General features: G+C 71.2%; 22 protein-coding genes. 5 read left to right on the plus strand and 17 right to left on the minus strand.

Features of this window, described 5'->3' with window-relative positions; all coding sequences use genetic code 11:
* Positions 1-5: 5 nt before the first annotated feature.
* From ACFYO8_RS16740 to ACFYO8_RS16755, 4 genes are all read right to left on the minus strand, one after another.
* A complete protein-coding gene (locus ACFYO8_RS16740; RefSeq protein ID WP_354871216.1) occupies positions 6-2,009 on the minus strand; it encodes a protein meaA in 2,004 nt (667 codons plus the stop codon).
* A gap of 101 nt (positions 2,010-2,110) precedes the next feature.
* Positions 2,111-4,264 (minus strand): FtsX-like permease family protein, encoded by a 2,154-nt coding sequence (locus ACFYO8_RS16745; protein ID WP_387257313.1) that lies wholly within the window; start codon positions 4,262-4,264, stop codon positions 2,111-2,113.
* Positions 4,261-4,941, minus strand: a complete 681-nt coding sequence (locus ACFYO8_RS16750) for an ABC transporter ATP-binding protein (protein ID WP_354871220.1) — start codon at positions 4,939-4,941, stop codon at positions 4,261-4,263. The genes ACFYO8_RS16745 and ACFYO8_RS16750 overlap by 4 nt, the downstream gene beginning before the upstream one ends.
* Positions 4,938-5,462, minus strand: a complete 525-nt coding sequence (locus tag ACFYO8_RS16755) for a PadR family transcriptional regulator (RefSeq protein ID WP_334462759.1) — start codon at positions 5,460-5,462, stop codon at positions 4,938-4,940. The genes ACFYO8_RS16750 and ACFYO8_RS16755 overlap by 4 nt, the downstream gene beginning before the upstream one ends.
* Positions 5,463-5,548: 86 nt before the next feature.
* Between ACFYO8_RS16755 and ACFYO8_RS16760 the strand changes: the two genes are divergently transcribed.
* The 3 genes from ACFYO8_RS16760 to ACFYO8_RS16770 are packed head-to-tail and all read left to right on the plus strand — an operon-like array spanning position 5,549 to position 8,066.
* Positions 5,549-6,397 carry an ABC transporter ATP-binding protein gene (locus ACFYO8_RS16760; protein WP_354871224.1) on the plus strand — a complete coding sequence of 283 codons (849 nt, stop codon included), beginning with the start codon at positions 5,549-5,551 and terminating at the stop codon, positions 6,395-6,397.
* On the plus strand, positions 6,394-7,239 hold the full coding sequence (locus ACFYO8_RS16765; protein WP_357708298.1) for an ABC transporter permease: 846 nt from the start codon (positions 6,394-6,396) through the stop codon (positions 7,237-7,239). The genes ACFYO8_RS16760 and ACFYO8_RS16765 overlap by 4 nt, the downstream gene beginning before the upstream one ends.
* Positions 7,240-7,256: 17 nt before the next feature.
* On the plus strand, positions 7,257-8,066 hold the full coding sequence (locus ACFYO8_RS16770) for an alpha/beta hydrolase (protein WP_387257315.1): 810 nt from the start codon (positions 7,257-7,259) through the stop codon (positions 8,064-8,066).
* 57 nt (positions 8,067-8,123) lie between these two features.
* Here ACFYO8_RS16770 and ACFYO8_RS16775 read toward each other — a convergent pair whose 3' ends face one another.
* Both ACFYO8_RS16775 and murA read right to left on the minus strand, forming a co-directional pair.
* Complete coding sequence (locus ACFYO8_RS16775) at positions 8,124-8,972, minus strand: 3-hydroxyacyl-CoA dehydrogenase family protein (protein ID WP_354871233.1); 849 nt, start codon at positions 8,970-8,972, stop codon at positions 8,124-8,126.
* A gap of 69 nt (positions 8,973-9,041) precedes the next feature.
* On the minus strand, positions 9,042-10,469 hold the full coding sequence (gene murA / locus ACFYO8_RS16780; RefSeq protein ID WP_354871236.1) for a UDP-N-acetylglucosamine 1-carboxyvinyltransferase: 1,428 nt from the start codon (positions 10,467-10,469) through the stop codon (positions 9,042-9,044).
* On the opposite strand from murA, the gene ACFYO8_RS16785 reads away from it, so the two are divergent.
* Both ACFYO8_RS16785 and ACFYO8_RS16790 read left to right on the plus strand, forming a co-directional pair.
* Positions 10,468-11,040 (plus strand): cob(I)yrinic acid a,c-diamide adenosyltransferase, encoded by a 573-nt coding sequence (locus ACFYO8_RS16785; protein WP_354871239.1) that lies wholly within the window; start codon positions 10,468-10,470, stop codon positions 11,038-11,040. The genes murA and ACFYO8_RS16785 overlap by 2 nt on opposite strands.
* Positions 11,016-11,432 carry a VOC family protein gene (locus tag ACFYO8_RS16790; RefSeq protein ID WP_355096761.1) on the plus strand — a complete coding sequence of 139 codons (417 nt, stop codon included), beginning with the start codon at positions 11,016-11,018 and terminating at the stop codon, positions 11,430-11,432. Before ACFYO8_RS16785 ends, ACFYO8_RS16790 begins: the two co-directional genes overlap by 25 nt.
* Before the next feature lie 61 nt (positions 11,433-11,493).
* On the opposite strand, the gene ACFYO8_RS16795 is transcribed toward ACFYO8_RS16790, so the two are convergent.
* From ACFYO8_RS16795 to atpB, 11 genes are all read right to left on the minus strand, one after another.
* The gene (locus ACFYO8_RS16795) at positions 11,494-12,072 is read right to left on the minus strand and encodes a hypothetical protein (protein WP_357708294.1); all 579 of its coding nucleotides are present in this window, start codon (positions 12,070-12,072) and stop codon (positions 11,494-11,496) included.
* A 713-nt stretch (positions 12,073-12,785) separates the two neighbouring features.
* Positions 12,786-13,241 carry a DUF2550 domain-containing protein gene (locus tag ACFYO8_RS16800; protein WP_355095242.1) on the minus strand — a complete coding sequence of 152 codons (456 nt, stop codon included), beginning with the start codon at positions 13,239-13,241 and terminating at the stop codon, positions 12,786-12,788.
* 12 nt (positions 13,242-13,253) lie between these two features.
* Positions 13,254-13,532 (minus strand): F0F1 ATP synthase subunit epsilon, encoded by a 279-nt coding sequence (locus tag ACFYO8_RS16805; protein WP_354871298.1) that lies wholly within the window; start codon positions 13,530-13,532, stop codon positions 13,254-13,256.
* 109 nt (positions 13,533-13,641) lie between these two features.
* Positions 13,642-14,787 (minus strand): LCP family protein, encoded by a 1,146-nt coding sequence (locus tag ACFYO8_RS16810; RefSeq protein ID WP_354871697.1) that lies wholly within the window; start codon positions 14,785-14,787, stop codon positions 13,642-13,644.
* A gap of 216 nt (positions 14,788-15,003) precedes the next feature.
* Positions 15,004-16,449: a F0F1 ATP synthase subunit beta gene (gene atpD, locus ACFYO8_RS16815; RefSeq protein WP_354871300.1), complete on the minus strand. Its 1,446-nt coding sequence runs from the start codon at positions 16,447-16,449 to the stop codon at positions 15,004-15,006.
* On the minus strand, positions 16,449-17,378 hold the full coding sequence (locus ACFYO8_RS16820; protein ID WP_354871302.1) for a F0F1 ATP synthase subunit gamma: 930 nt from the start codon (positions 17,376-17,378) through the stop codon (positions 16,449-16,451). The genes atpD and ACFYO8_RS16820 overlap by 1 nt, the downstream gene beginning before the upstream one ends.
* Positions 17,379-17,382: 4 nt before the next feature.
* Positions 17,383-19,032, minus strand: coding sequence for a F0F1 ATP synthase subunit alpha (gene atpA, locus ACFYO8_RS16825; RefSeq protein WP_354871304.1), 1,650 nt, complete (start codon positions 19,030-19,032; stop codon positions 17,383-17,385).
* Positions 19,033-19,118: 86 nt separating this feature from the next.
* A complete protein-coding gene (locus tag ACFYO8_RS16830) occupies positions 19,119-19,940 on the minus strand; it encodes a F0F1 ATP synthase subunit delta (protein ID WP_354871306.1) in 822 nt (273 codons plus the stop codon).
* Entirely contained in the window at positions 19,940-20,467 is a 528-nt protein-coding gene (locus tag ACFYO8_RS16835) for a F0F1 ATP synthase subunit B (protein WP_354871309.1), read from the minus strand. Before ACFYO8_RS16835 ends, ACFYO8_RS16830 begins: the two co-directional genes overlap by 1 nt.
* A 29-nt stretch (positions 20,468-20,496) precedes the next feature.
* A complete protein-coding gene (gene atpE / locus ACFYO8_RS16840) occupies positions 20,497-20,721 on the minus strand; it encodes an ATP synthase F0 subunit C (protein ID WP_018789141.1) in 225 nt (74 codons plus the stop codon).
* A gap of 93 nt (positions 20,722-20,814) precedes the next feature.
* Positions 20,815-21,594: a F0F1 ATP synthase subunit A gene (gene atpB / locus ACFYO8_RS16845; RefSeq protein ID WP_043328655.1), complete on the minus strand. Its 780-nt coding sequence runs from the start codon at positions 21,592-21,594 to the stop codon at positions 20,815-20,817.
* Between the last annotated feature and the right edge of the window lie 32 nt (positions 21,595-21,626).

Consider the following 21,626-nt stretch of genomic DNA (forward strand, 5'->3'; position numbering starts at 1 on the left):
TCCCCTCACGCCAGCGCGTTGGCCTCGCGGATCACCGTGACCAGCTCGTCGATGATGCCGGTGAGCGCGAAGTCCTTCGGCGTGAACACCCGGGCCACCCCGGCGGCCCGCAGCGTCTCGGCGTCGGCGGCCGGGATGATCCCGCCCACCACCACCGGCAGGTCGCCCCGCCCAGCCGCGCGCAGCCCGTCCAGCACCGCCGGCACGGCGGCCAGGTGCGAGCCGGAGAGCACGGAGAGCCCGACCAGGTCGACGTCCTCCTCCACCGCCGCCGCCACGATCTGCCCGGCGGTCAGGCGGATGCCCTGGTAGACCACCTCGAAGCCGGCGTCGCGGGCGCGCACCGCGATCTGCTCCGCGCCGTTGGAGTGCCCGTCCAGGCCCGGCTTGCCGACCAGCAGCCGCAGCCGGCCGCTGCCCAGCTCCCGGGCGGTCGCGGCGACCCGCTCCCGCACCCCGGCGAGGGTCGCGTCACCGGCTGCCCCGACCGCCCCGGCCAGGCCGGTCGGTGCGCGGTACTCGCCGTACACCTGGCGCAGCGCGCCCGCCCACTCGCCGGTGGTGACGCCGGCCCGCACGCAGTCGAGCGTCGCCGGCATCAGGTTCGCCGTGGTCGCGGCGTCGGCGCGCAGCCGGTCCAGCGCCGCCTCGACCGCCGCCGCGTCCCGGTCGGCCCGCCACCGGCGTACGCCGTCGGTGGCCGCCTCCTCGACGGCCGGGTCCACCTGCTCGATCGCCTCGGCGCCGGCGGCGGTCAGCGGCGACGGCTCGGTCTCGGTGTACCGGTTGACGCCGACCACCACGTCCGAGCCGGACTCCATCCGGCGGCGCCGCTCGGCGAGCGATCCCACCAGCGCGCTCTTGAGGTAGCCGGTCTCGACGGCGGCGACCACGCCGCCCATCTCCAGCACCTTCTCCAGCTCGACCCGGGCGCCGGAGACGATGTCGTCGACCAGCGCGGTCATCACGTGCGAGCCGGCGAACAGGTCCGGGTACTCCAGCAGGTCCGACTCGTACGCCAGCACCTGCTGCATGCGCAGCGACCACTGCTGGTCCCACGGGCGGGGCAGGCCCAGCGCCTCGTTCCACGCGGGTAGCTGCACGGCGCGGGCGCGCGCGTCGCGGGACAACGTGACGCCGAGCATCTCCAGCACGATGCGCTGGATGTTGTTCTCCGGCTGCGCCTCGGTCAGGCCCAGCGAGTTGACCTGGACTCCGTAGCGGAACCGACGCTGCTTCTCCTCCGTCACGCCGTAACGGTCGCGGGTGATCTCGTCCCAGAGCGCACCGAACGCGCGCATCTTGGCGATCTCCTCGACGAAGCGCACCCCGGCGTTGACGAAGAACGAGATCCGCTGGACCACGTCGCCCATCCGCTCGGGCGGCACCTGGCCGGAGTCGCGCACGGTGTCCAGCACGGCGACGGCGGTGGCCAGCGCGAAGCCGACCTCCTGCACCGGCGTCGCGCCGGCCTCCTGGAGGTGGTACGAGCAGATGTTGACCGGGTTCCACCGGGGCATCTCGCGCAGCGTGTACGCGATCACGTCGGCGGTCAGCCGCAGCGAGGCGGCCGGCGGGAAGATGTACGTCCCCCGGGACAGGTACTCCTTGATGATGTCGTTCTGCGTGGTGCCGGCGCAGCGGCTCAGCTCCGCGCCCTGCTCGGCGGCGACGGTGCCGTAGAGGCCGAGCAGCCACATCGCCGGGGCGTTGATGGTCATCGAGGTGTTCATCTCGGCCAGCGGGATGCCCTCGAACAGCGCCCGCACGTCGCCCAGGTGCGCCACCGGCACACCGACCCGGCCCACCTCGCCGGAGGCCAGCTCGTGGTCCGGGTCGTACCCGGTCTGGGTGGGCAGGTCGAAGGCGACCGACAGGCCGGTCTGGCCCTTCGCCAGGTTGCGGCGGAAGAGCGCGTTGGTGGCCGCGGCGGAGGAGTGCCCGGCGTACGTGCGCATCACCCACGGGCGGTCCCGCTCGGGCAGCCGTCCCGGCATCGCGTCGTCCATGGCCGGAGTTTAAGTTACCGTTCAGTAAAAGAGAGTGTGGAAAACCACACAACCCGGTGCCCGCGCCGGTGGGCCGGCGCGCGGCCGGCCCACCGTACGGGTCACTCGCTGCGGGCGGTCTCCGGACCGGTGATCCGTTCCAGCAGCGGCAGGGTCGCGGCGATCACCGCGAGGCAGCCCAGTACGCCGAGGGCCATGACCGCCGCGAACCCGATCCCCGGTAGGCGCAGGTCGTAGCCCATCTGCGCGCGCAGGAACAGGTGCGCGGCGGCCAGTCCCATCCCGACCGCGACCACGGCGACGGTCAGCAGCGGCACCACGCTCTCCAGCGTCACCACGCGGCGCAACAGCCGCACCGGGGCACCACTGAGCCGCAGCAGGCTGAACGGCCGCCTCCGTTCACTGAGACCGGCCGCCACCGCCACGGCCAGACTGCACCCGGCGAGCGCGAGACCGGCCACCACGACGAGGTCGGCCAGCCGCTGCCAGCCCCGCATGGTGTCGGCGAAGTCGGCCTCGAAGTCGCCCGGCACGTTCGGGGCCACGAAGAAGGTCGGGAACGCGGCTTCGAGGACCGTCCGGACCCGCTCCACCGCCACCGGGTCCGCCGCGTCGACCGCCACCGAATCAGCCGGGAGTCCCGCGAGGGCAGCCGGGTCCACGGGGGACGACGGCCAGACCCGGTCGGCCGAGGCGGACTCCCGCCAGGGGATCAGGCCCGGCGGCACCTCGGCCACGCTCGCCCCGGCTGCGCACCGCCCGTAGGCGGGCGGGATGGCCGCGCAGGCGATCACCCCGGAGTCGCGGCCGTTCCCGCGTACCGGGTTCTCCCGGACGAGCACCGGGTTGCGGACGCCGGGAATCGCCGCGAGATCGGCCAGCAGCGTGCCGGGCACCGGCGAGTCACCCGCCAACGAAAGGGACAGCCGACCGGCCTCCAGCGAACCCCGGGGCGCCGGACCGCGCTCGTGCGCGATCGTCCCCATCACGCCCACAGCCACGGTCGTGACGAACAGCGCGAGCATCACGCCGCTCACCGCCCGGAACCCGGCGGCCGGGTTGTCGGCGAGCCGGCGCGCGGCGATCAGCGCGGCCGGCCGGCTGGCCCGGGCGGCCATCGCCCGGGCGCCGACCATGGTCAGCCACGGGCCGCCGGTGATCAGACCGACCATGACCAGCAGCAGGGCGGGCAGGAACAGCGCGGCCTGGCCGTCCGACGTGGGGGGTCGGTACACCAGGGCGAAGCCCAGCCCGACCAGGCCGAGCGCGAGCGGGATCAGCCGGTACACCCGGGGCGGCCGGGGCGTGACCCGGCGGCTGACACCGAGCGGGGAGATCCGGACCCGGCGCAGCGCGACCCAGGCCGCGGCCGCCGCACCCGCCGGCACGCCGAGGGCCACCAGGAGGGCCTCCGGCGCCCCGATGGCCATGTCTTCGGGGAAGAACGGCATGCCGGTGAACGGGATGCCGGCGAGCTGCCCGCGGAACGCGAAGAACACCGCGAAGCCGGCCGCCGCACCGGCCGCCGCCGCGAGCGCGGCCTCGACGGCCGCTACCGCCGAGATCTGCCGGGGCGTCGCCCCGACCAGCCGCATGGCCGCGAACCGCTGCTCCCGGCGGGCGGCGCCGAGCCGGGTCGCCGTGCCGATGAAGACGAGTACGGGGAACAGCAGCCCGCCGGCCACCACGCCGAGGATGAGGTCGACCGCCGCCCTCGGCAGGGCAGCGCCGTTGTCGTCGACGCTGGTGACCTTCCGGACCTGGTCCAGGCTCCCCACCTGCTCCTGGGTGCCGCCGACGAGGACGAGCAGGGTGTCCGGCGAGGTCAGCGCCGCCGGGCCGACGACGCCGAGGTCCCGGCCCGGGTAGCGGTCGGCGAGCTGGTCGGCCGGGGCGGTCGCCATCAGCTTGCGCAGCGCCGGAGAGGCGTAGTACTCGCCGGGTCCGGGCACGCGGGGCACGCCGACAGGCGTGGGCGCGTCCGGCCCGGTGGCGGCGACGTCGATCCGCACGATCTGGTCGCCCCGGAAGAAGTCGCTCCGGGTCGACCAGAGCAGCGGATCCGCCGACCCGTCCGCCGTCCCCTGCGGGTACATCGACGCGTAGCGGGTGAGCTGGGCGTCGGTGGCGTGCACACCGGCGAGCGTGGTGAGCAGCAGCCCGGTGCCGACCGCGACGGCGGCGGCGATGGCGACCAGCCGGAGCAGCGCCTCCCGGCCACCGGCGACGGCGAGCCGGAGCGCGAGCCCGATCACGAGGCGACCCCGGCGGGGGCGTTGACCCGGCCGTCCCGCACCATGACCTCCCGGTCGGCGTACGCGGCGATGCGCGCCTCGTGCGTCACCAGGACGACTGTGGTGCCCTTTTCGCGGGCGGCGTCCACCAGCAGCGTCATCACCTCCTCGCCGGTGAGCGAGTCGAGCGCGCCGGTGGGCTCGTCGGCGAACAGCACCCGGGGCTCGGCGACCAGGCCGCGGGCCAGCGCGACCCGCTGGGCCTGCCCGCCGGACAGCTCGCCCGAGCGGCGGTGTTCCAGGCCGGCCAGGCCGAGCCGCTCGAACCAGCCCCGCGCGGCGCGCAGCGCCGGAGTGCGGCGGACACCGCGCAGCAGCAGCGGCAACGCCACGTTCTCCGCCGCGGTGAGTTCCGGCACGAGCTGGCCGAACTGGAAGACGAAGCCGAAGCTGTCGCGGCGCAGCGCGCTGCGGTCGGCCTCGCCGAGCGTGTCGATCCGCGTCCCGTCGAACCGGACCTCACCGGAGTCGGGGCGCAGGATCCCGGCCATGCAGTGCAGCAACGTCGACTTGCCGGAGCCGCTCGGTCCCATCACGGCGACGACCTCACCGGCCGCCACGGCGAGGCTCGCGCCGCGCAGGGCGGGTGTCTCGCCGAACGCGTACGTGACGTCCCGTGCCTCGATCATCGCGCTCATGGGCGTACCGCCTTTCTCAGGGCGTCCAGCCGGGCGCCTGTCGTCTCGATCCAGCGCAGGTCGGCCTCCAGGTGGTAGAGGCCGTGGTCGGCGAGCATCACGTCGACGAGTTCGCCGTTGCGTTTGATCTCGGTGAGTTCGCGCATCCGGCGCAGGTGGGCGGCGCGCTGGGTGTCCAGGTACTCCTCGGCCGGGCGGTCGAGCATCAGCGCGAGCACGACCTTGGTGAACAACAGCGTCTGCAGGTGTGGTTCCGGCTCGACCGGCTCGGTCAGCCAGTGCTCCACCTCGGTGGCACCCACGTCGGTGATGACGTAGCGCTTGCGGTCCGGCCCGGCGCCGGGAGCCACGTCGCCGACCACCACCTTGCCGTCGCGGGCCAGCCGGCTCAGCGTCGAGTAGACCTGCCCGTACGGCAGCGGCTTGCCGCGCCCGAAGAAGGTGTCGTAGTCGCGCTTGAGGTCGTAGCCGTGGCTCGGTTCGCGTTCGAGCAGCCCGAGCAGGGTCAGGGGAACCGTCATGACCAGAGACTACACCGGGTGTATACCTCGCGTATATAGCTGACCCGGCAGTGGAACGGGCGACCGCACGACGCACACTTGACGGCATGGAGAACGAGCTCGCGATTTCCGTGCGAGGGCTGCGCAAGGCGTACGGCGGCAACGTCGCCGTCGCCGGGGTGGACCTGGACGTCCACCGGGGCGAGGTGTTCGCCCTGCTCGGTCCCAACGGCGCCGGCAAGACCACCACCGTCGAGATCCTGGAGGGCTACCGGCAGCGCGACGCCGGCGAGGTGCGCGTCCTCGGCGCCGACCCGGCCCACCCCGACGCCGGATGGCGCTCCCGGGTCGGCATCGTGCTCCAGGGCACCGGCGAGTTCGACGAGCTCAGCGTCATCGAGGTGGTCCGGCACTTCTCCGGCTTCTACCCGGGCGCCGACGACCCGGACAAGGTGGTCGAGCGGGTCGGGCTGGGCGCCAAGGCCAGGGCGCGCACGCACACGCTCTCCGGCGGGCAGAAGCGCCGCCTGGACGTGGCGCTGGGCATCATCGGCCGCCCCGAGCTGCTCTTTCTCGACGAGCCGACCACCGGCTTCGACCCGGAGGCCCGGCGCGAGTTCTGGGAGCTGATCCGCGACCTGTCCGCCGCCGGCACCACGATCGTGCTCACCACCCACTACCTGGACGAGGCCGAGACGCTCGCCGACCGGGTCGGCGTGATCGCCGCCGGCCGGGTGATCGAGGTCGCGCCGCCGAACGCGCTGGGCAACCGGCAGGAGTCGCTGGCGACCGTCTCCTGGCGTACCCCGGACGGGACGCCGGCCTCGGCGGAGACCGCGACGCCGACGGCGCTGGTGGCCGACCTGGCCGCGCGCTTCGGCGGCGAGGTGCCCGGCCTCACCGTGACCCGGCCGACCCTGGAAGACGTCTACCTGCGGATGATCGGACACTCATGAGCACCACGACGAAGCCCGCCGCCCCGGTCGCCGCCGCCTCCGGCCGGCGGCCCGGCGCGGGCGCGCTGGCGCTGCGCCAGGGGCGGCTGGAGATCACCCAGTTCCTGCGCAGCCGGGAGTCCGTCGTGTTCACGATGGGCTTCCCGATCATCATGATCCTGATCTTCGCGGCGATCTTCAGTGACGAGATCGCGCCCGGGGTCAGCTACACGCAGTACTTCATCACCGGCATGATCGCGACCGGCCTGATGACCGTCAGCTTCCAGAACCTCGGCATCTGGATCCCGATCGAGCGGGACCGGGGCGTGCTCAAGCGCTACCGGGGCACGCCGATGCCGAAGTGGGTCTGGTTCGCCGGCAAGGTGATCATGGTGGTGGCCATCGGCATCGCCGAGACCGTGCTGCTGCTCGCCGTCTCGGTGGCGATGTTCGACCTGGACCTGCCGCAGACCACCGCCAAGTGGCTGACGTTCGGCTGGGTCTCCGTGCTCGGCGTCACCGCCTGCACGCTGTGCGGCATCGCCATCTCGTCCCTGGCCCGCACCGCCCGCAGCGGCTCGGCGGTGGTCACCCCGGTCGCGCTCGTGCTCCAGTTCATCTCCGGCGTGTTCTTCGTCTTCACCAGCCTGCCCACCTGGATGCAGCAGGTAGCGGCGATCTTCCCGCTCAAGTGGATGTGCCAGGGGCTGCGCTCGGTCTTCCTGCCGGACAGCTTCGGCGCCCGGGAGCCCGGCGGGTCGTTCGAGCTGGGCACGGTCGCGCTGGTGCTGGGCGCCTGGTGCGTCATCGGCCTGGTGCTCTGCCTGACCACGTTCCGCTGGACCACCAAGCGCGACGGCTGAGTGGCACACTCGCCGGCATGGCACACACGCTGACCCGGCGAGCGGTGCTCACCGCCGCCGCCGGGCTCGCCGGGGTCGGCCTGGTCGGCGGCCTGGCCGCCCGGCAACTGGCCGGCCCCCGCCCGGGACCGGCCCCGGCCCTGCCGGACGCGCCGCCCGGCGACGAGCGGCTGATCCGCATCGCGTCCGCCGCGCGCGGGCGCGAGGTGGACTTCTGGACGGCGGTGCCCGACGGGTACGGCGACGGCCGCGGCCTGCCCGTCTGCCTGGTGCTGCACGGCGCGTCGGCCACCCCGCGCGACTACGGCCGGTTCGGGCTGGCCCGCTTCCTCACCGACGTGGTACGCCGGGGCGCCCCGCCGTTCGCGCTCGCCGGCGCCACCGGCGGGCGGCTGTCCTGGCGGGCCGCCGGTAACGACGACCCGCAGCGGATGGTGCGCGAGGAGGTACCCACCTGGTGCGCCCGGCGCGGGTTCGACAGCAGCCGGCTGGCCGTGTGGGGCTGGTCGATGGGGGGCTTCGGCGCGTTGCTGCTGGCCGAGACGTACCCGAAGTGGCTGCGGATGGCGGCGGCCTTCTCCCCCGCGGTGAGCCCCGGCGACGCGGTCTTCACCGGCGTGGAGAAGCTGCGCGGCACCCCGGTCGGGCTGTGGTGCGGGCGGCAGGACAACTTCCTCTCCGATGTCCGCGCCCTGGCCCGGGCGCTGCCCGAGGAGCCGGTACGCGCCGCCTGGGCCGACGGGCGGCACAACTTCGGCTACTGGGGCACCGTCATCCCGGACGCGTTCGCGCTGATCGGCGCCGCGCTCAGCCCGCCCCGGACGTGAACCAGGCCCGGACGTGAACCGCCCCCGGCCGCGCGGGCCGGGGGCGGGACGGGCCGATCAGTACGAGTAGAAGCCCTGGCCGGTCTTGCGGCCCAGGTCACCGGCGGTGGCCATGCGCTGGAGCAGCTCCGGCGGGAAGAACTTCTCGTCGGCGGTGTCCGTGTAGATGTTGCGGGTGGCGTTGAGCAGCACGTCCACGCCGGTCAGGTCGACGGTGGCGAGCGGGCCCATGGCGTGGCCGAAGCCCAGCTTGCAGGCGGTGTCCAGGTCCTCTGCGGAGATCACGCCGGCCTCGACGAGCTTGACCGCCTCCATCGCCAGCGCGCAGATCAGCCGGGTGGTGACGAAACCGGCGATGTCCCGGTTGACCACCACCACGGTCTTGCCGATCTCCTCGGCGAACGACTTGGCGGCGTCCATCGTCGCGTCGCTGGTCTTGTAGCCGCGCACCAGCTCACAGAGCTTCATCATCGGCACCGGCGAGAAGAAGTGCGTGCCGACGACCGACTCCGGACGCTCGGTCGCGGTGGCGATCTGGGTCACCGGGATGGCGGAGGTGTTGGTGGCGAGCACCGCGTCCGCCTTGCAGATCTTGTCCAGCGCGCGGAACACCTCGTGCTTGATCTCGATCTTCTCGAAGACCGCCTCGACCACGATGTCCGCGTCGGCGGCGGCCTCCAGGTCGGTGGTCGGGGTGATCCGGCCCAGCGTCGCCTCGACGTCGGACGCCTCGATCTTGCCCTTCTCGGCGAACTTCGTCAGCGACTTCCGGATGCCGTCCACGCCGCGCTTCGTGGCCGCGTCGTCGATGTCGCGCAGCGTCACCTGCCAGCCCGCCTGCGCCGCCACCTGGGCGATGCCCGAGCCCATCAGCCCGGCACCGACGACCGCGAGTCGACCCGCCATCTGCTTCTCCCTCGCCGTGTTCTGCAACGTCTGCCAGAACCCTACTTAACGAGGGATAAGCGTCGGCCGTCAGATGGCCAGGTCCGGCTCCTCCGGCGCGGTGCCGCGTTCCACCTCGACGCCGAGCGCGCGCAGGTCGGCCACGAAGTCCGGGTAGCCCCGGTCGACGTGGTGCACGTGCGAGACCTCGGTGAGCCCGTCGGCGCAGAGCCCGGCGATGATCAGGCCGGCGCCGGCCCGGATGTCGGTGGCGCGTACCGGGGCGCCGGACAGCCGCTCCCGGCCGCACACCAGGGCGTGGTGACCGTCGGTACGGATCTCCGCGCCCAGCCGCATCATCTCGTTGGCGAACATGAACCGGCCATCGAAGATGTTCTCGGTGATCAGCGAGCCGCCCTCGCTGACCGCCGCCAGCCCGATCGCCATCGGCAGCAGATCGGTGGCGAAACCCGGGTAGGGCAACGTGACCACGTCGACCGCCCGGGGGCGGTCGTCCATCCGTACCCGGAAGGCGTCGCCTCGCGTCTCGACCAGGCCGCCGGCCGCGACCAGCTTGTCCAGCGCGACCTCCAGGTACGCCGGGTCCAGGCCGGTCACCGTCACGTCGCCGCGGGTCATCGCGGCGGCGAACGCCCAGGTGCCGGCCACGATCCGGTCCCCCACCGTGGCGTGCCGGACCGGGCGCAACTCGGGTACGCCGACGATGTGCAGCGTCGACGTGCCGGCGCCGGAGATCCGGGCGCCCATCCGGTTCAGCATGGTGCAGATGTCGACGATCTCCGGCTCCCGGGCCGCGTTGTCGATCGTCGTGGCGCCCCGGGCCAGCACCGCCGCCATGACCAGGTTCTCGGTCGCGCCCACGCTCGGGAAGTCCAGCACGATGTCGGCGCCGTGCAGCCCGTCCGGCGCCTCGGCGATGACGAAGCCGTGCTCACCGGAGATCTCCGCGCCCATCCGGGCCAGCCCGGCGATGTGCATGTCCAGGCCGCGCGAGCCGATGGCGTCGCCGCCCGGGTGGGCGACCCGGACGTACCCCCGGCGGGCCAGCAGCGGACCGAGCACGCAGATCGACGCGCGCAGCCGCCGCACCAGGTCGTAGTCGGCCTCCGCGCCCGGCCGTTCCGGCACGTCGATGAGCACCGAGCGGGACCGCTCCACACCGCCGTGGGCCACCATCGGGTCGACCGGGTCGTCCGGGCCGAAACGTACGCCGCAGCCGAGCCGCCGCAGCACCTCGCCCATGATCGCGATGTCGGTGATCCGGGGCACGTTGGTGATCAGGCTGCGGCCGGGCGCGAGCAACGCGGCGGCCATCAGCTTCAGCGCGGAGTTCTTCGCACCCACCACGTGCACGGCACCGGCGAGCCGGGCGTCACCGCGTACCCGGATGACGTCGACGTCGTTGAGCGCCGAATCTCCCGCGTCCCCCGGCCCCACCGGGCTCGGGCTCGGCCGGGCCGGGATCGTCAGGTCCGGTATCCGTAGGCTGTGCGTCATGGCCGTCCACCTCACGCGCATCTACACCAAGGCCGGCGACGCCGGCATGACCAGGCTGAGCAACAACGAGCAGGTGCCGAAGACCGATCCGCGCATCGCCGCGTACGCGGACGTGGACGAGTGCAACGCCTCGATCGGCGTCGCGCTCGCCCTGGGGCAGCTCTCCGACGAGCTGCGGGCCGTGCTGCAGTCCGTGCAGAACGACATGTTCGACGTCGGCGCGGACCTGGCGACGCCGGTGGAGCCGGACCCGAAGTACCCGCCGCTGCGGGTGACCGAGGAGTACGTCGAGCGCCTTGAGGGCTGGTGCGACGAGTACAACGCGCGCCTGAGCAAGCTCGACTCCTTCATCCTCCCCGGCGGCACCGCTGGTGCGGCACTGCTGCACGTGGCACGGACGACCGCCCGGCGCGCCGAGCGTGCGGCATGGGCACTGGTCGCACACGACCCCGATCGGACCAGTCCCCTCCCGGCAAAGTATCTCAACCGACTCTCCGATTTGCTCTTTATCCTGACGAGAACGGCAAATCCGGACGGCGACGTGCTATGGGTGCCGGGCGGGAAGCGCTGACCATCGGCGGCCTCCATCACGTGGAGGTCTGGGTACCCGATCTGGCGGCGGCCAGTCGTTCCTGGGGCTGGCTTCTCGGCGAGCTGGGCTGGACGCTCTACCAGGACTGGCCCGCCGGCCGGTCCTGGCGGCTCGGCGCGACGTACATCGTGCTGGAGGAGTCACCCGCGCTCACCGGCCGCGCCCACGACAGGCGCGCGCCCGGCCTGAACCACCTGGCCTTCCACGCCGGCCCACCGGCCGCCGTCGAGCGGCTGGTCAATGCCGCCTCCGGGTACGGCTGGACGCTGTTGTTCCCGGACCGGCACCCGCACGCGGGCGGCCCGGACAGCTACGCCGCCTACCTCACCGACGGGCAGGGGTACGAGGTCGAGCTGGTCGCGAAGACGTGAGAAGGCCGGCACCCCGTTGGTTCGGGGTGCCGGCCTTCACGCTGTGTCTTGCTTGTTGGTCTTACTTGGTCCAGTGCTGGGCGACGAGGTCGGCGGCCTGCTGCTCCCACTGGGCGTAGTGGTCCGGGTAGGCCGACACCTGGACGGTCTGGGCGGCCTTGGTCAGCGGCATGTCCCGCCAGCCGTCGACCTGCTTGAGACCCTTCAGGAACGCCGTGGTCGAGTACTCGGGGTCGGTGATCTGCTCCACCGTGCCCCAACCACTGGACGGCCGCTGCTGGAACAGGCCCTGCGAGTCATGGTCGTTACGGTCGCCGAGGTGGCCCAGGTTCTCCAGCTTCGACTCCTGCAACGCCGTGGCGATCGACACGACCGCGGCACGCTCGTCCATGCCGGCCTTCTTCGTCGCCGCGATGATCGCCTTCACATTCGCGGTCTGCTCGTCGTTCAGGTCGATGCGCGACTGCTCGCCCTGCACACCGTGCGGGATCAGCTTGTCGCCCTGCACGCTCACGCTCACCGGCTTCGCGGCGTGGGCGGTGGTGTCGGCCGCGTGAGCGGCCACCGGACCGGCGAACACGCCACCGGTGAAAGCCAGACCAGCAATACCCAGAACGCTCTTCCGCAGAATCGTGTTCATGATGAGGGCTCCATTCGGGGGATCGACGCCCACACCGACGGGGGATCGGCGCGGGTGCGAGCACCGTCAGGCGCTCAAAAGGTCTTCGGGGGGAACCGGCCGCTCGCGGGGCAAGGGGATGCCACGTCGCGGCGCCGGAGACATGTCCAACGACCCACCACCCGGCATCATTCCCGAGGAGGGCTACACACCACCGGGGAGCAGCGCGGGCCGTCACGTCGTCGTGGTGCTCGGTCGTTCACCCGGTTACAACGCCACCCACCCGCCCACGATTCCGCCACCAGAGTGCCGCCCACCACCCCCGAACCGGACACACCGCCCACACGGGCTCGCGATGCCGGCTCGCGCACCTCGAAGCGCCCTCGCACCCCCACGGCAGCCCGCCCGCCCGCGTCGATCATGAAGCTAGCGGCGACAAACCGGACAACAAACGCCGCCAACCTCATGATCGACCCACCCAGGGCAGGGCTGGCCCGGAGCGGGAGCGAGCGCTTCGGGTCACCCGCGATCTTGCAGCTTGAGTCCTCCGCGTGCCCTGTCTGCGCGGTTTGCGGGGTCCCGAAGTGCAAGATCGCGGGTGCCGCGAGGGACGTCTCGGCGATCTTGAAGTTGTGGTGCCTCGCGAAGGGCGCGAAGCGGGCATCCTGGGTTCCAGAAGTCCACGATCGGCGGCAGCTAGGGCATTCGTCGCGACCCGTGACGGGGAGCGGGAGTCAGGCGGCGGGCCAGTCCTGGGAGGCCAGACGCGGCGAGGCCGCCCCAGGTGGGGCGGCCTCGAGCCAGGACAGGAATCCGGTGACCGTGGATCGCGCCATGGCGATCTCGATCGGGGCGTGGTGGCAGGTACAGCGCAGGATCACCCACTCGGCGGGCATCGACATGCACTCCTGCCCCTCGGGCAGCCGGCGGCGCTCGACCGCCAGCCCCTTGCGCGAGAGCACCCGCTTGGGGCGCAGCGCGAAGCTGAACATGCGATACCAGCGGAGCTCGTCGCCCACGAAGCGACCGAACCCGGGTGACCAGCCACGACCGTCGAGGATCGTGTTGACCCGGACGCTCAGCCGGATGATGCCACCGGTACGGGTGAACAGGGCCCGCCGGATGAAGAGGACCAGAAGCGCGACGACGACTACCGCGACGCCGATTCCGATCCCTTCGACGATCTCCATCGGCGGATCGGCTCAGCGGGCCGGGGTGGCGGGGGTTGCGCTCTCGGCCAGGACTGTGACGCCCTCACCGGTCACCGACAGGAAGCCGCCGGCCACGTCGTACGCGATCTGCTGGCCACCGGCCTGCTTGATGCGTACCTGGCTGGGCTCGGCGAGCTGGCCGAGCAGGGGTGCGTGCCCTGGCAGCACACCGAGCTCACCCTCGGTCGTCCGAGCGACGACCATCTCGGCCTCGCCGGTCCAGACCTTCTCCTCGACGGCTACGAGCTCGACGTGAAGCTGCTTTGCCACGCTGTCTCCTTGCTGCGGCGGCGGATTGCCGAAAGTCTAGTCGCGCCCCCGCAGCCCACCCAACGCGGGTGGTGAGAGCCCTACCACCTCGGCCCCGCACCCGCTCAGGCTACTTGGTCTTCTGAATGAAGTCGGGGTGCTCCAGCAGGAAGGCGTCGAGCTGTTCGGTACGCAGCGCGGTGAAGAAGTCCTCCGCCGGTTCGAGCAGCTGCTCGCCCCGGTAGTTGCTGCCGGTGCCGACCGACCCGGCCGGCAGTTTGATCGTCTCGATCGCGTCGGGGCGGATGTCCTTCAGCGCCAGCCCGAAGTCCACCACACTGTTGCCGCGCCCGTTGAACACCAGCGACTTGCCGGCCGCACGCAGCACCCGGTCCAGCTTGACCGGGTTGGTCACCACGTCGGCGCTGAACGCCTGGCTCGCCATCGCCTTGACGAACTGCTGCTGGTGCCGCTGCCGGCCGTAGTCGCCGTCCGGCACGCCGTTCTTGGGGTAGCGCTGCCGGACGTAGTCCAGCGCCTGCCAGCCCTTGAGGTGGGCGCTGCCCTTCTCGTACACCGCCTGCGGCCCGAGGTAACCCCCGCCGCCGGGCCGCAGCTCGCGGGGTGTGCCGTCCGGCTGGAGGTGCTCGGAGCGCACCTCCCGCTCGATGTACATGTCGACACCGCCCATGGCGTCGACGATCTTCTTGAACCCGCTGAAGTTGATGATCGCGCCGGCGTCGAAGCGCTTGATGCCGGTGACCTCCTGCACGGTGTTGGCGAGCAGCTCGAAGCCCTGCGCGGTGCTGGGGTTCTGCCCGGGCACGTTGCTGCCGTGCGACATGGCCGCGTTGAGCCGGTCGTTGGCGCCCGCGTACTCGGCCTTGGGGAAGGCCGGGATGTCCACGCGCAGGTCGCGCGGGAGGGAGAAGAGATATCCGCGGTCCATGGTGGCGGGCACGTGCAGCACCATGATCGAGTCGGCCAGCGGCCGGGCGGTCGACGTCCGCGGGTCCACGCCGACCAGCAGGACGTTGAGCGGGCCCTTGATGTCGCTCTTCTTCTCGTTGGCGCCGGCGGCCTGGTCACCGAAGAGGTCCGCCTTGCCCACCGATCCCTCGTAGCGGGCGACAAGGGCACGTGAGCCGACCAGCACGGAGCCGCTGAGCACCACCATGACGATGCCGAGGATGGTGCAGACGCGGGCCCACCGGGGCACGCCGCGCCACATGGACCGCTTGCCGCGATCCGTGCCGCCCTTACCGCCCACGAGCATCTCCAATCGTCGCGCCCTCGGGTAGGAAGACGGGCACGGGGATCCGTTTCGTTGCAGAGAGCAACGGCCGGGATGTGAAGTCGTGTCAGAAACGGTAGCGCGTGATCCGGTGAACCGCTTGCCGGAGAACCGGGCATCTGATAGAGCGGCGCCCCGAACAGGCGAGGGCCCCCCCGGCTTTCGCCGGGACGGCCCTCGTGGGATGTGAGCGGGCTCTCAGCCCTCCTCGCCCATCAGCTCCTTGGCCTTGGCCTTGAGGTCCTCCAGGCCGCCGCACATGAAGAACGCCTGCTCCGGGAAGTGGTCGAACTCCCCCTCGCTGATCCGGCGGAAGGCGTCGATGGTCTCGGAGATCGGGACCGTCGAGCCGGGGACGCCGGTGAACTGCTCCGCCGCGTACGTGTTCTGCGAGAGGAACCGCTCGATCCGGCGGGCGCGGCCGACGGTGAGCTTGTCCTCCTCGGAGAGCTCCTCGATACCGAGGATGGCGATGATGTCCTGCAGGTCCTTGTAGCGCTGCAGGATCCGCTTCACCTCGGTCGCGACGGCGAAGTGCTCCTCGCCGACGAACTCCGGGGCGAGGATCCGGGACGAGGACGCCAGCGGGTCCACGGCCGGGTAGATGCCCTTGTCGGAGATCGACCGCTCCAGGTTGGTGGTCGCGTCGAGGTGGGCGAACGTGGTGGCCGGCGCCGGGTCGGTGTAGTCGTCGGCGGGCACGTAGATCGCCTGCATCGAGGTGATGGCCTGGCCCCGGACGGAGGTGATCCGCTCCTGGAGCTGGCCCATCTCGTCGGCCAGGGTCGGCTGGTAACCCACCGCGCTCGGCATGCGGCCGAGCAGCGTGGAGACCTCGGAACCGGCCTGGGTGAAGCGGAAGATGTTGTCGATGAAGAGCAGCACCTCCTGCTTCTTCACGTCACGGAAGTACTCCGCCATGGTGAGCGCGGACAGCGCGACCCGCAGCCGGGTGCCCGGCGGCTCGTCCATCTGGCCGTACACCAGGGCGGTCTTGTCGATGACGCCCGACTCGGTCATCTCGGCGATGAGGTCGTTGCCCTCGCGGGTGCGCTCACCCACGCCGGCGAAGACCGAGGTACCACCGAAGTTCCGGGCCACCCGGGTGATCATCTCCTGGATGAGCACCGTCTTGCCCACGCCGGCACCGCCGAACAGGCCGATCTTGCCGCCCTTGACGTACGGGGCGAGCAGGTCGATGACCTTGATGCCGGTCTCCAGCATCTCGGTCTTCGGCTCCAGGTCGGCGAAGGCCGGGGCCTTGCGGTGGATGCCCCACCGGTCGTCGGCCTCGATGGTCTCACCCTCGGTGAGGTTGAGGCACTCGCCGATCGCGTTGAACACGTGGCCCTTGACCGCGTCGCCCACCGGCACGCTGATCGGCGCCCCGGTGTCGCGCACGTCGGTGCCGCGGACCAGGCCGTCGGTCGGCTGCATCGAGATGGCGCGGATCAGGTTGTCGCCCAGGTGCTGGGCGACCTCCAGGGTCAGCGTCTTCTCGCCACCGGAGAGCGTCACGTCGACGTGCAGAGCGTTGAACAGCCCCGGCATGGCGTCGCGCGGGAACTCGGCGTCGACGACCGGGCCGATGACCCGGACCACGCGACCCGTGGCCGTCTTGGTCTCAACTGCGGATACAGTCATCACACTTCACTTCCCGATGCGGCCAGCGCGTTCGCGCCGCCGACGATCTCACTGATCTCCTGGGTGATCCCGGCCTGACGGGCCGAGTTCATCTCGCGCGTGTACTTCTCGATCATCTCTTCGGCGTTGTCCGTGGCGCTCTTCATCGCCCGCCGGCGGGCGGCCGACTCGCTGGCCGCCGACTCCAGCAACGCCGCGAAGATCCGCGTGTTGATGTACTTCGGCAGCAGAGCGTCGAGCAGCGACTCCGGCTCCGGCTCGAACTCGTACGCCGGCAGCGCGCCCTCGGACCGCGGCCGGTCCTCGACCTGCATCGGGCCGATGATCCGGGTCACCGGGTTCTGCGTCATCAGGGACTTGAACTCGGTGTAGACGATGTGCAGTTCGTCCACGCCGAGGATCCCGTCGGCGCCGGCGTCCCCGTCCGTGTCGTCCGCGCCGGCGGTGAACGCCTTGATCAGCGTGTCACCGACCTCGCGGGCGTCGGCGAACGTCGGCTGCTCCGAGAAGCCGGTCCAGCTTCCGGCGATCTCCCGGCTGCGGAACCGGTAGTACGCCACGCCCTTGCGGCCGATGACGTAGAGCACCGGCTCCTTGCCGTCGGCGCGCAGCCGGGCGATGAGCGACTCGGCGGTCCGGATCGCGTTCGAGCTGTATCCACCGGCCAGACCCCGGTCGGCCGTGACCAGCAGGACGCCCGCCCGCCGCACCCGCTCGCGCGAGGTGAGCAACGGGTGGTCGATCCGCGCGTTCGAGGCCAGCGCCGTCAGCACGCCGGTGATCGCCTCGGCGTACGGCAGCGAGGCCGCCACCTTGGCCTGGGCCTTGGCGATGCGGCTCGTCGCGACGAGCTCCATCGCCTTGGTGATCTTCTTCATCCCCTTGGCGGAACGGATCCGCTGCCGGAGAACGCGTACCTGGGCGGCCATCGGATCAGCTCTCGGCCGGGCGGTCGGCGCCGTCGCGCAGGCGGGTCACCGTCTCGCGGGACTGCTCACCCTCCAGCGGCTTCGCCGGCGCCTCGTTGATCCGGACCTCGTCCTCCTTGCCCAGGAAGAGCTGCTTGAACTCGGTGATCGCCGAGTCGAGCGAGGAGATGATGTCGTCGCCCCACTTGTGGTCCGCGATCGAGGCCAGGACGCCCTCGTGCTTGTGCCGGAGGTACTGCAGGAACTCCGACTCGAAGCGGCGGACCTCACCGACCGGGACGTCGTCCAGCTTGCCCTCGGTGCCGGCCCAGACGGAGACGACCTGCTCCTGCACCGGGTACGGCGAGTAGTTCGGCTGCTTGAGCAGCTCGACCAGCCGGGAACCGCGGTCCAGCTGGGCCCGGGAGGCCCGGTCCAGGTCGGAGGCGAAGGCGGCGAACGCCTCCAGCTCGCGGTACTGGGCCAGGTTGAGCCGCAGCGAGCCGGCGACCTTCTTCATCGGCTTCACCTGCGCGGCGCCACCGACCCGGGAGACCGAGGTGCCGACGTTGATGGCCGGCCGGACGCCCTGGTTGAACAGGTCGGTCTCCAGGAAGATCTGGCCGTCGGTGATGGAGATGACGTTGGTCGGGATGAACGCCGAGATGTCGTTCGCCTTGGTCTCGATGATCGGCAGACCGGTCATCGAGCCGCCACCCAGCTCGTCGGAGAGCTTGGCGCAGCGCTCCAGCAGGCGCGAGTGCAGGTAGAAGACGTCACCCGGGTAGGCCTCACGGCCCGGCGGGCGGCGCAGCAGCAGCGACACGGCGCGGTACGCCTCGGCCTGCTTGCTCAGGTCGTCGAAGACGATCAGGACGTGCTTGCCGCCGTACATCCAGTGCTGCCCGATGGACGAGCCGGTGTAGGGCGCGAGGTACTTGAAGCCGGCCGGGTCGGAGGCCGGGGAGGCGACGATGGTGGTGTACTCCATCGCGCCCGCCTCCTCCAGCGTCCCCTTGATGGAGGCGATGGTGGAGGCCTTCTGGCCGATCGCGACGTAGATGCAGCGGACCTGCTTCTTCGGGTCGCCGGAGCGCCAGTTCTCGCGCTGGTTGAGGATGGTGTCCAGGGCGACGGTGGTCTTGCCCGTCTTCCGGTCGCCGATGATCAACTGGCGCTGGCCGCGGCCGATCGGGGTCATCGCGTCGATGGCCTTGATGCCGGTCTGCAGCGGCTCGTCGACCGACTTGCGGGACATCACGTTCGGGGCCTGCAGCTCCAGCTCGCGGTAGCCCTCGTTGGCGATGTCACCGAGGCCGTCGATCGGCTCGCCGAGCGCGTTGACCACGCGACCGAGGAACGCGTCACCGATCGGCACCGAGAGCACCCGGCCGGTGCGCTTGACGCGCTGACCCTCTTCGATCCCGCCGAAGTCACCGAGGACGACGACACCGATCTCCCGGACGTCGAGGTTCAGCGCCACACCGAGCGTGCCGTCCTCGAACTCCAGGAGCTCGTTGGTCATGGTCGAGGGCAGCCCCTCGACGTGTGCGATGCCGTCACCGGCGTCGGCGACGGTGCCGACCTCCTCGCGGGAGACGTCGGCCGTGTAGGAGGAGACGTAGCGCTCCAGGGCGCCGCGGATCTCCTCCGTCGAGATGGTCAGCTCGGCCATCCTCTGCTTCCTTAAAGTTCAGGGGCCCGGGATACCTAGTACCGACCGGTCCGATGGCGTCGAATCAGGGCTGCAAAAGACGCTGGTCAGCGCTTCGCGAGCGCGTTGCGGGTCTCGTTGAGGCGGCGCAGGACGGTGCCGTCGTACAGGTCGGAGCCGACCCGTACGCGTGCCCCCCCGAGCACGTCGGGGTCGACCGTCTGCTTGACGGAGACCTCCCGACCGTACATCTCCGAGAGGCGGGCACCGAGGCGTCGCTCCTCCTCCTCGGTCAGCGGGGACGCCACGGTCACGTACGCGACCTGACGGTCCCGCCGGTCGGCGGCCAGCTCGACCAGCCGGGTGAGCGCACCGGTGAAGGAGCGTCCCCCGAAGCCGGCGAGCGCGGCCTCCACGAGGCGGACGGTGACCGGCTGGGCCTTGCCGGCGAGTAGCTGCCGGGCCAGTTCGGCCCGCCGCTCCACCGAGGCCATCGGGTCGGAGAGCGTGTTGGACAGCTCGGCGGAGCCGGAGACGACCTGCCCGAAGCGGAACAGCTCGTCCTCGACCTCGCCCAGGTCGCCGGAGAGGTCGGCGCTGGCCAGCAGCGCCTCCACGCCGAGGCGCTCGACGCCGTCGAGCAGCTCGGACGAGTTCGACCAGCGGCCGGACACCAGCGACGCGAGCAGGTCGAACGCTTCCGCGCCGATCCGGCCGCGCAGCATGTCACCGAGCAGACCGGAGCGGTCGGACCCGGCCCGGGCCGGGTCGGAGAGCGCCCGGCGCAGCCGCGGCTCGCGCCGCAGCAGGTCGGCGACGGAGAGGATGTCGTCGGCGGTGGCAGTCACCGCCGACGGCTCCGCGCCGCGGACGTACGCGTCGAGGCGCTCGGCCCCGGCCCGGTACGACTCCCGGCTGGCGGCCTGCATCAGCGGGCCCCCGTGCTCTCGAGACCGCTCAGGAACCGGTCGACGGTGCCCTTGCGACGCGCCTCGTCGGCGAGCGACTCACCGACGATCTTGCTGGCCAGGTCCACAGCGATGGTGCCCACCTCGGTGCGCAGCTCGCGCACGATGGTGGCCCGCTCCGCGGAGAGCTGCTCCTTGCCGGCGGCGATGATCCGGTCGGACTCCTCACGCGCCTTGGCGAGGATGTCCTGCCGGATGCCGTCGGCGTCGGCCCGCGCGTCGTCGCGGATCTTGGCGGCGTCGGTACGCGCCTCCGCGAGCTGGGCCCGGTACTGCTCGAGGAGCTGGTTCGCCTCGGCCTGGGCCGCCTCGGCGCGCTTGATGCCGCCCTCGATCGCGTCGACCCGCGCCTGGTACATCGCCTCCATGCGGGGCATGACGAACTTCAGCAGGACGAAGACGAGCAGGGCGAAGGAGATCGTTCCGACGACCATCTCCTGCCAGATCGGCAGGATCGGATTGTGCGCGCCTTCGGCGGCGAGATACATGTCAGACCTCCGGGTCGGGGGAGCTCGCGTCAGCTAACGGCGAAGGCGAGCACCAGGCCGAACAGCGCCAGCGCCTCGACCAGGGCGAAGCCCAGCACCAGCCAGGTGCGGTTGTAGCCGGCCGACTCGGGCTGGCGAGCGCTCGACTGGATGTAGGCCGCGAAGACCAGGGCCACACCGATACCGGGGCCGATGGCGGCGAGGCCGTAGCCGATGGTGTTGACGTTGCCACCGATCTCGGCAAGAACGTTCATTGCGGGTATTCCTCCTAGTTCACACGTGAGGGCTCACGTGTACGCGGTCGGTACCAGATGCTTGGCCGGGCCGGGTGCCCGCCGAGCCGGATCTCAGTGCTCGTCGGCCAGCGACGTGCCGATGTAGTTGGCGCTCAGCGTGACGAAGACGTATGCCTGCAGCACCGCCACCAGCGCCTCGAAGAAGGCCATCACGATCGCCATCGCGAACGAGAAGACCGAGGTCGCCTGGACGAAGACGCTGCTCGACCCGAGCATCACGAAGCCGCCGACGGTGAAGACCAGCAGGAGCAGGTGGCCGGCGAACATGTTGGCGAAGAGCCGCAGTGCCAGGGTGACCGGCCGGACGACGAAGTTCTGCAGGAACTCGATCGGAATCAGCAGGAAGTGCATCGGCCACGGCACGCCGGGCAGGATGAGGCTCTGCTTGAGGTACTTGCCGAGGCCGTGCTTGCGAACGCCGACGTAGTTGTACATGACGTACGAGATGGCGGCGAGCACGATCGGGAACGCGATGTGCGAGTTCGGCGAGATCTGCAGGCCGGGGACGATGCTGAAGATGTTGGTCAGCAGGATGAAGCTGAACAGCACGGTGAGGTAGGGCGCGAAGCGGATGCCCGCGTTGCCCATCTGCTCCCGGGCGATGTTGTCCCGGACCAGCCCGTAGACCGCCTCCGCCGCCCACTGGCCCTTGCCCGGCACCAGCTTCGGCTTCCGGTACGCGGCCACGAAGAAGATGATCAGCAACGCGACGGCGATCCAGATCATGATGCTGAACTTGGTGACCCAGGGGCCGGCCACGTCCGGCGGGTAGAAATCCCCGACGCTGGGGGGCCAGGGAAGGTCCTGGGCGACGACCAGCTGTCCGCTCACCGTGTCATCCTCCGCACTCAACAGACCCGCGT

Source organism: Micromonospora sp. NPDC005257, assembly GCF_042872445.1.
GTDB lineage: Bacteria > Actinomycetota > Actinomycetes > Mycobacteriales > Micromonosporaceae > Micromonospora.

Coding starts and splice junctions, on each gene's coding strand:
- ACFYO8_RS16795 (WP_357708294.1), bottom strand. CDS start 12,072: ATGAACACGATTCTGCGGAAGAGCGTTCTGGGTATTGCTGGTCTGGCT.
- ACFYO8_RS16820 (WP_354871302.1), bottom strand. CDS start 17,378: ATGGCCGCCCAGGTACGCGTTCTCCGGCAGCGGATCCGTTCCGCCAAG.
- ACFYO8_RS16830 (WP_354871306.1), bottom strand. CDS start 19,940: ATGCAGGCCGCCAGCCGGGAGTCGTACCGGGCCGGGGCCGAGCGCCTC.
- ACFYO8_RS16800 (WP_355095242.1), bottom strand. CDS start 13,241: ATGGAGATCGTCGAAGGGATCGGAATCGGCGTCGCGGTAGTCGTCGTC.
- atpD (WP_354871300.1), bottom strand. CDS start 16,449: ATGACTGTATCCGCAGTTGAGACCAAGACGGCCACGGGTCGCGTGGTC.
- murA (WP_354871236.1), bottom strand. CDS start 10,469: ATGACGCACAGCCTACGGATACCGGACCTGACGATCCCGGCCCGGCCG.
- atpE (WP_018789141.1), bottom strand. CDS start 20,721: ATGAACGTTCTTGCCGAGATCGGTGGCAACGTCAACACCATCGGCTAC.
- ACFYO8_RS16810 (WP_354871697.1), bottom strand. CDS start 14,787: ATGCTCGTGGGCGGTAAGGGCGGCACGGATCGCGGCAAGCGGTCCATG.
- ACFYO8_RS16835 (WP_354871309.1), bottom strand. CDS start 20,467: ATGTATCTCGCCGCCGAAGGCGCGCACAATCCGATCCTGCCGATCTGG.
- ACFYO8_RS16755 (WP_334462759.1), bottom strand. CDS start 5,462: ATGACGGTTCCCCTGACCCTGCTCGGGCTGCTCGAACGCGAACCGAGC.
- ACFYO8_RS16760 (WP_354871224.1), top strand. CDS start 5,549: ATGGAGAACGAGCTCGCGATTTCCGTGCGAGGGCTGCGCAAGGCGTAC.
- ACFYO8_RS16790 (WP_355096761.1), top strand. CDS start 11,016: ATGGGTGCCGGGCGGGAAGCGCTGACCATCGGCGGCCTCCATCACGTG.
- ACFYO8_RS16770 (WP_387257315.1), top strand. CDS start 7,257: ATGGCACACACGCTGACCCGGCGAGCGGTGCTCACCGCCGCCGCCGGG.
- atpA (WP_354871304.1), bottom strand. CDS start 19,032: ATGGCCGAGCTGACCATCTCGACGGAGGAGATCCGCGGCGCCCTGGAG.
- ACFYO8_RS16775 (WP_354871233.1), bottom strand. CDS start 8,972: ATGGCGGGTCGACTCGCGGTCGTCGGTGCCGGGCTGATGGGCTCGGGC.
- ACFYO8_RS16765 (WP_357708298.1), top strand. CDS start 6,394: ATGAGCACCACGACGAAGCCCGCCGCCCCGGTCGCCGCCGCCTCCGGC.
- ACFYO8_RS16750 (WP_354871220.1), bottom strand. CDS start 4,941: ATGAGCGCGATGATCGAGGCACGGGACGTCACGTACGCGTTCGGCGAG.
- ACFYO8_RS16740 (WP_354871216.1), bottom strand. CDS start 2,009: ATGGACGACGCGATGCCGGGACGGCTGCCCGAGCGGGACCGCCCGTGG.
- ACFYO8_RS16785 (WP_354871239.1), top strand. CDS start 10,468: ATGGCCGTCCACCTCACGCGCATCTACACCAAGGCCGGCGACGCCGGC.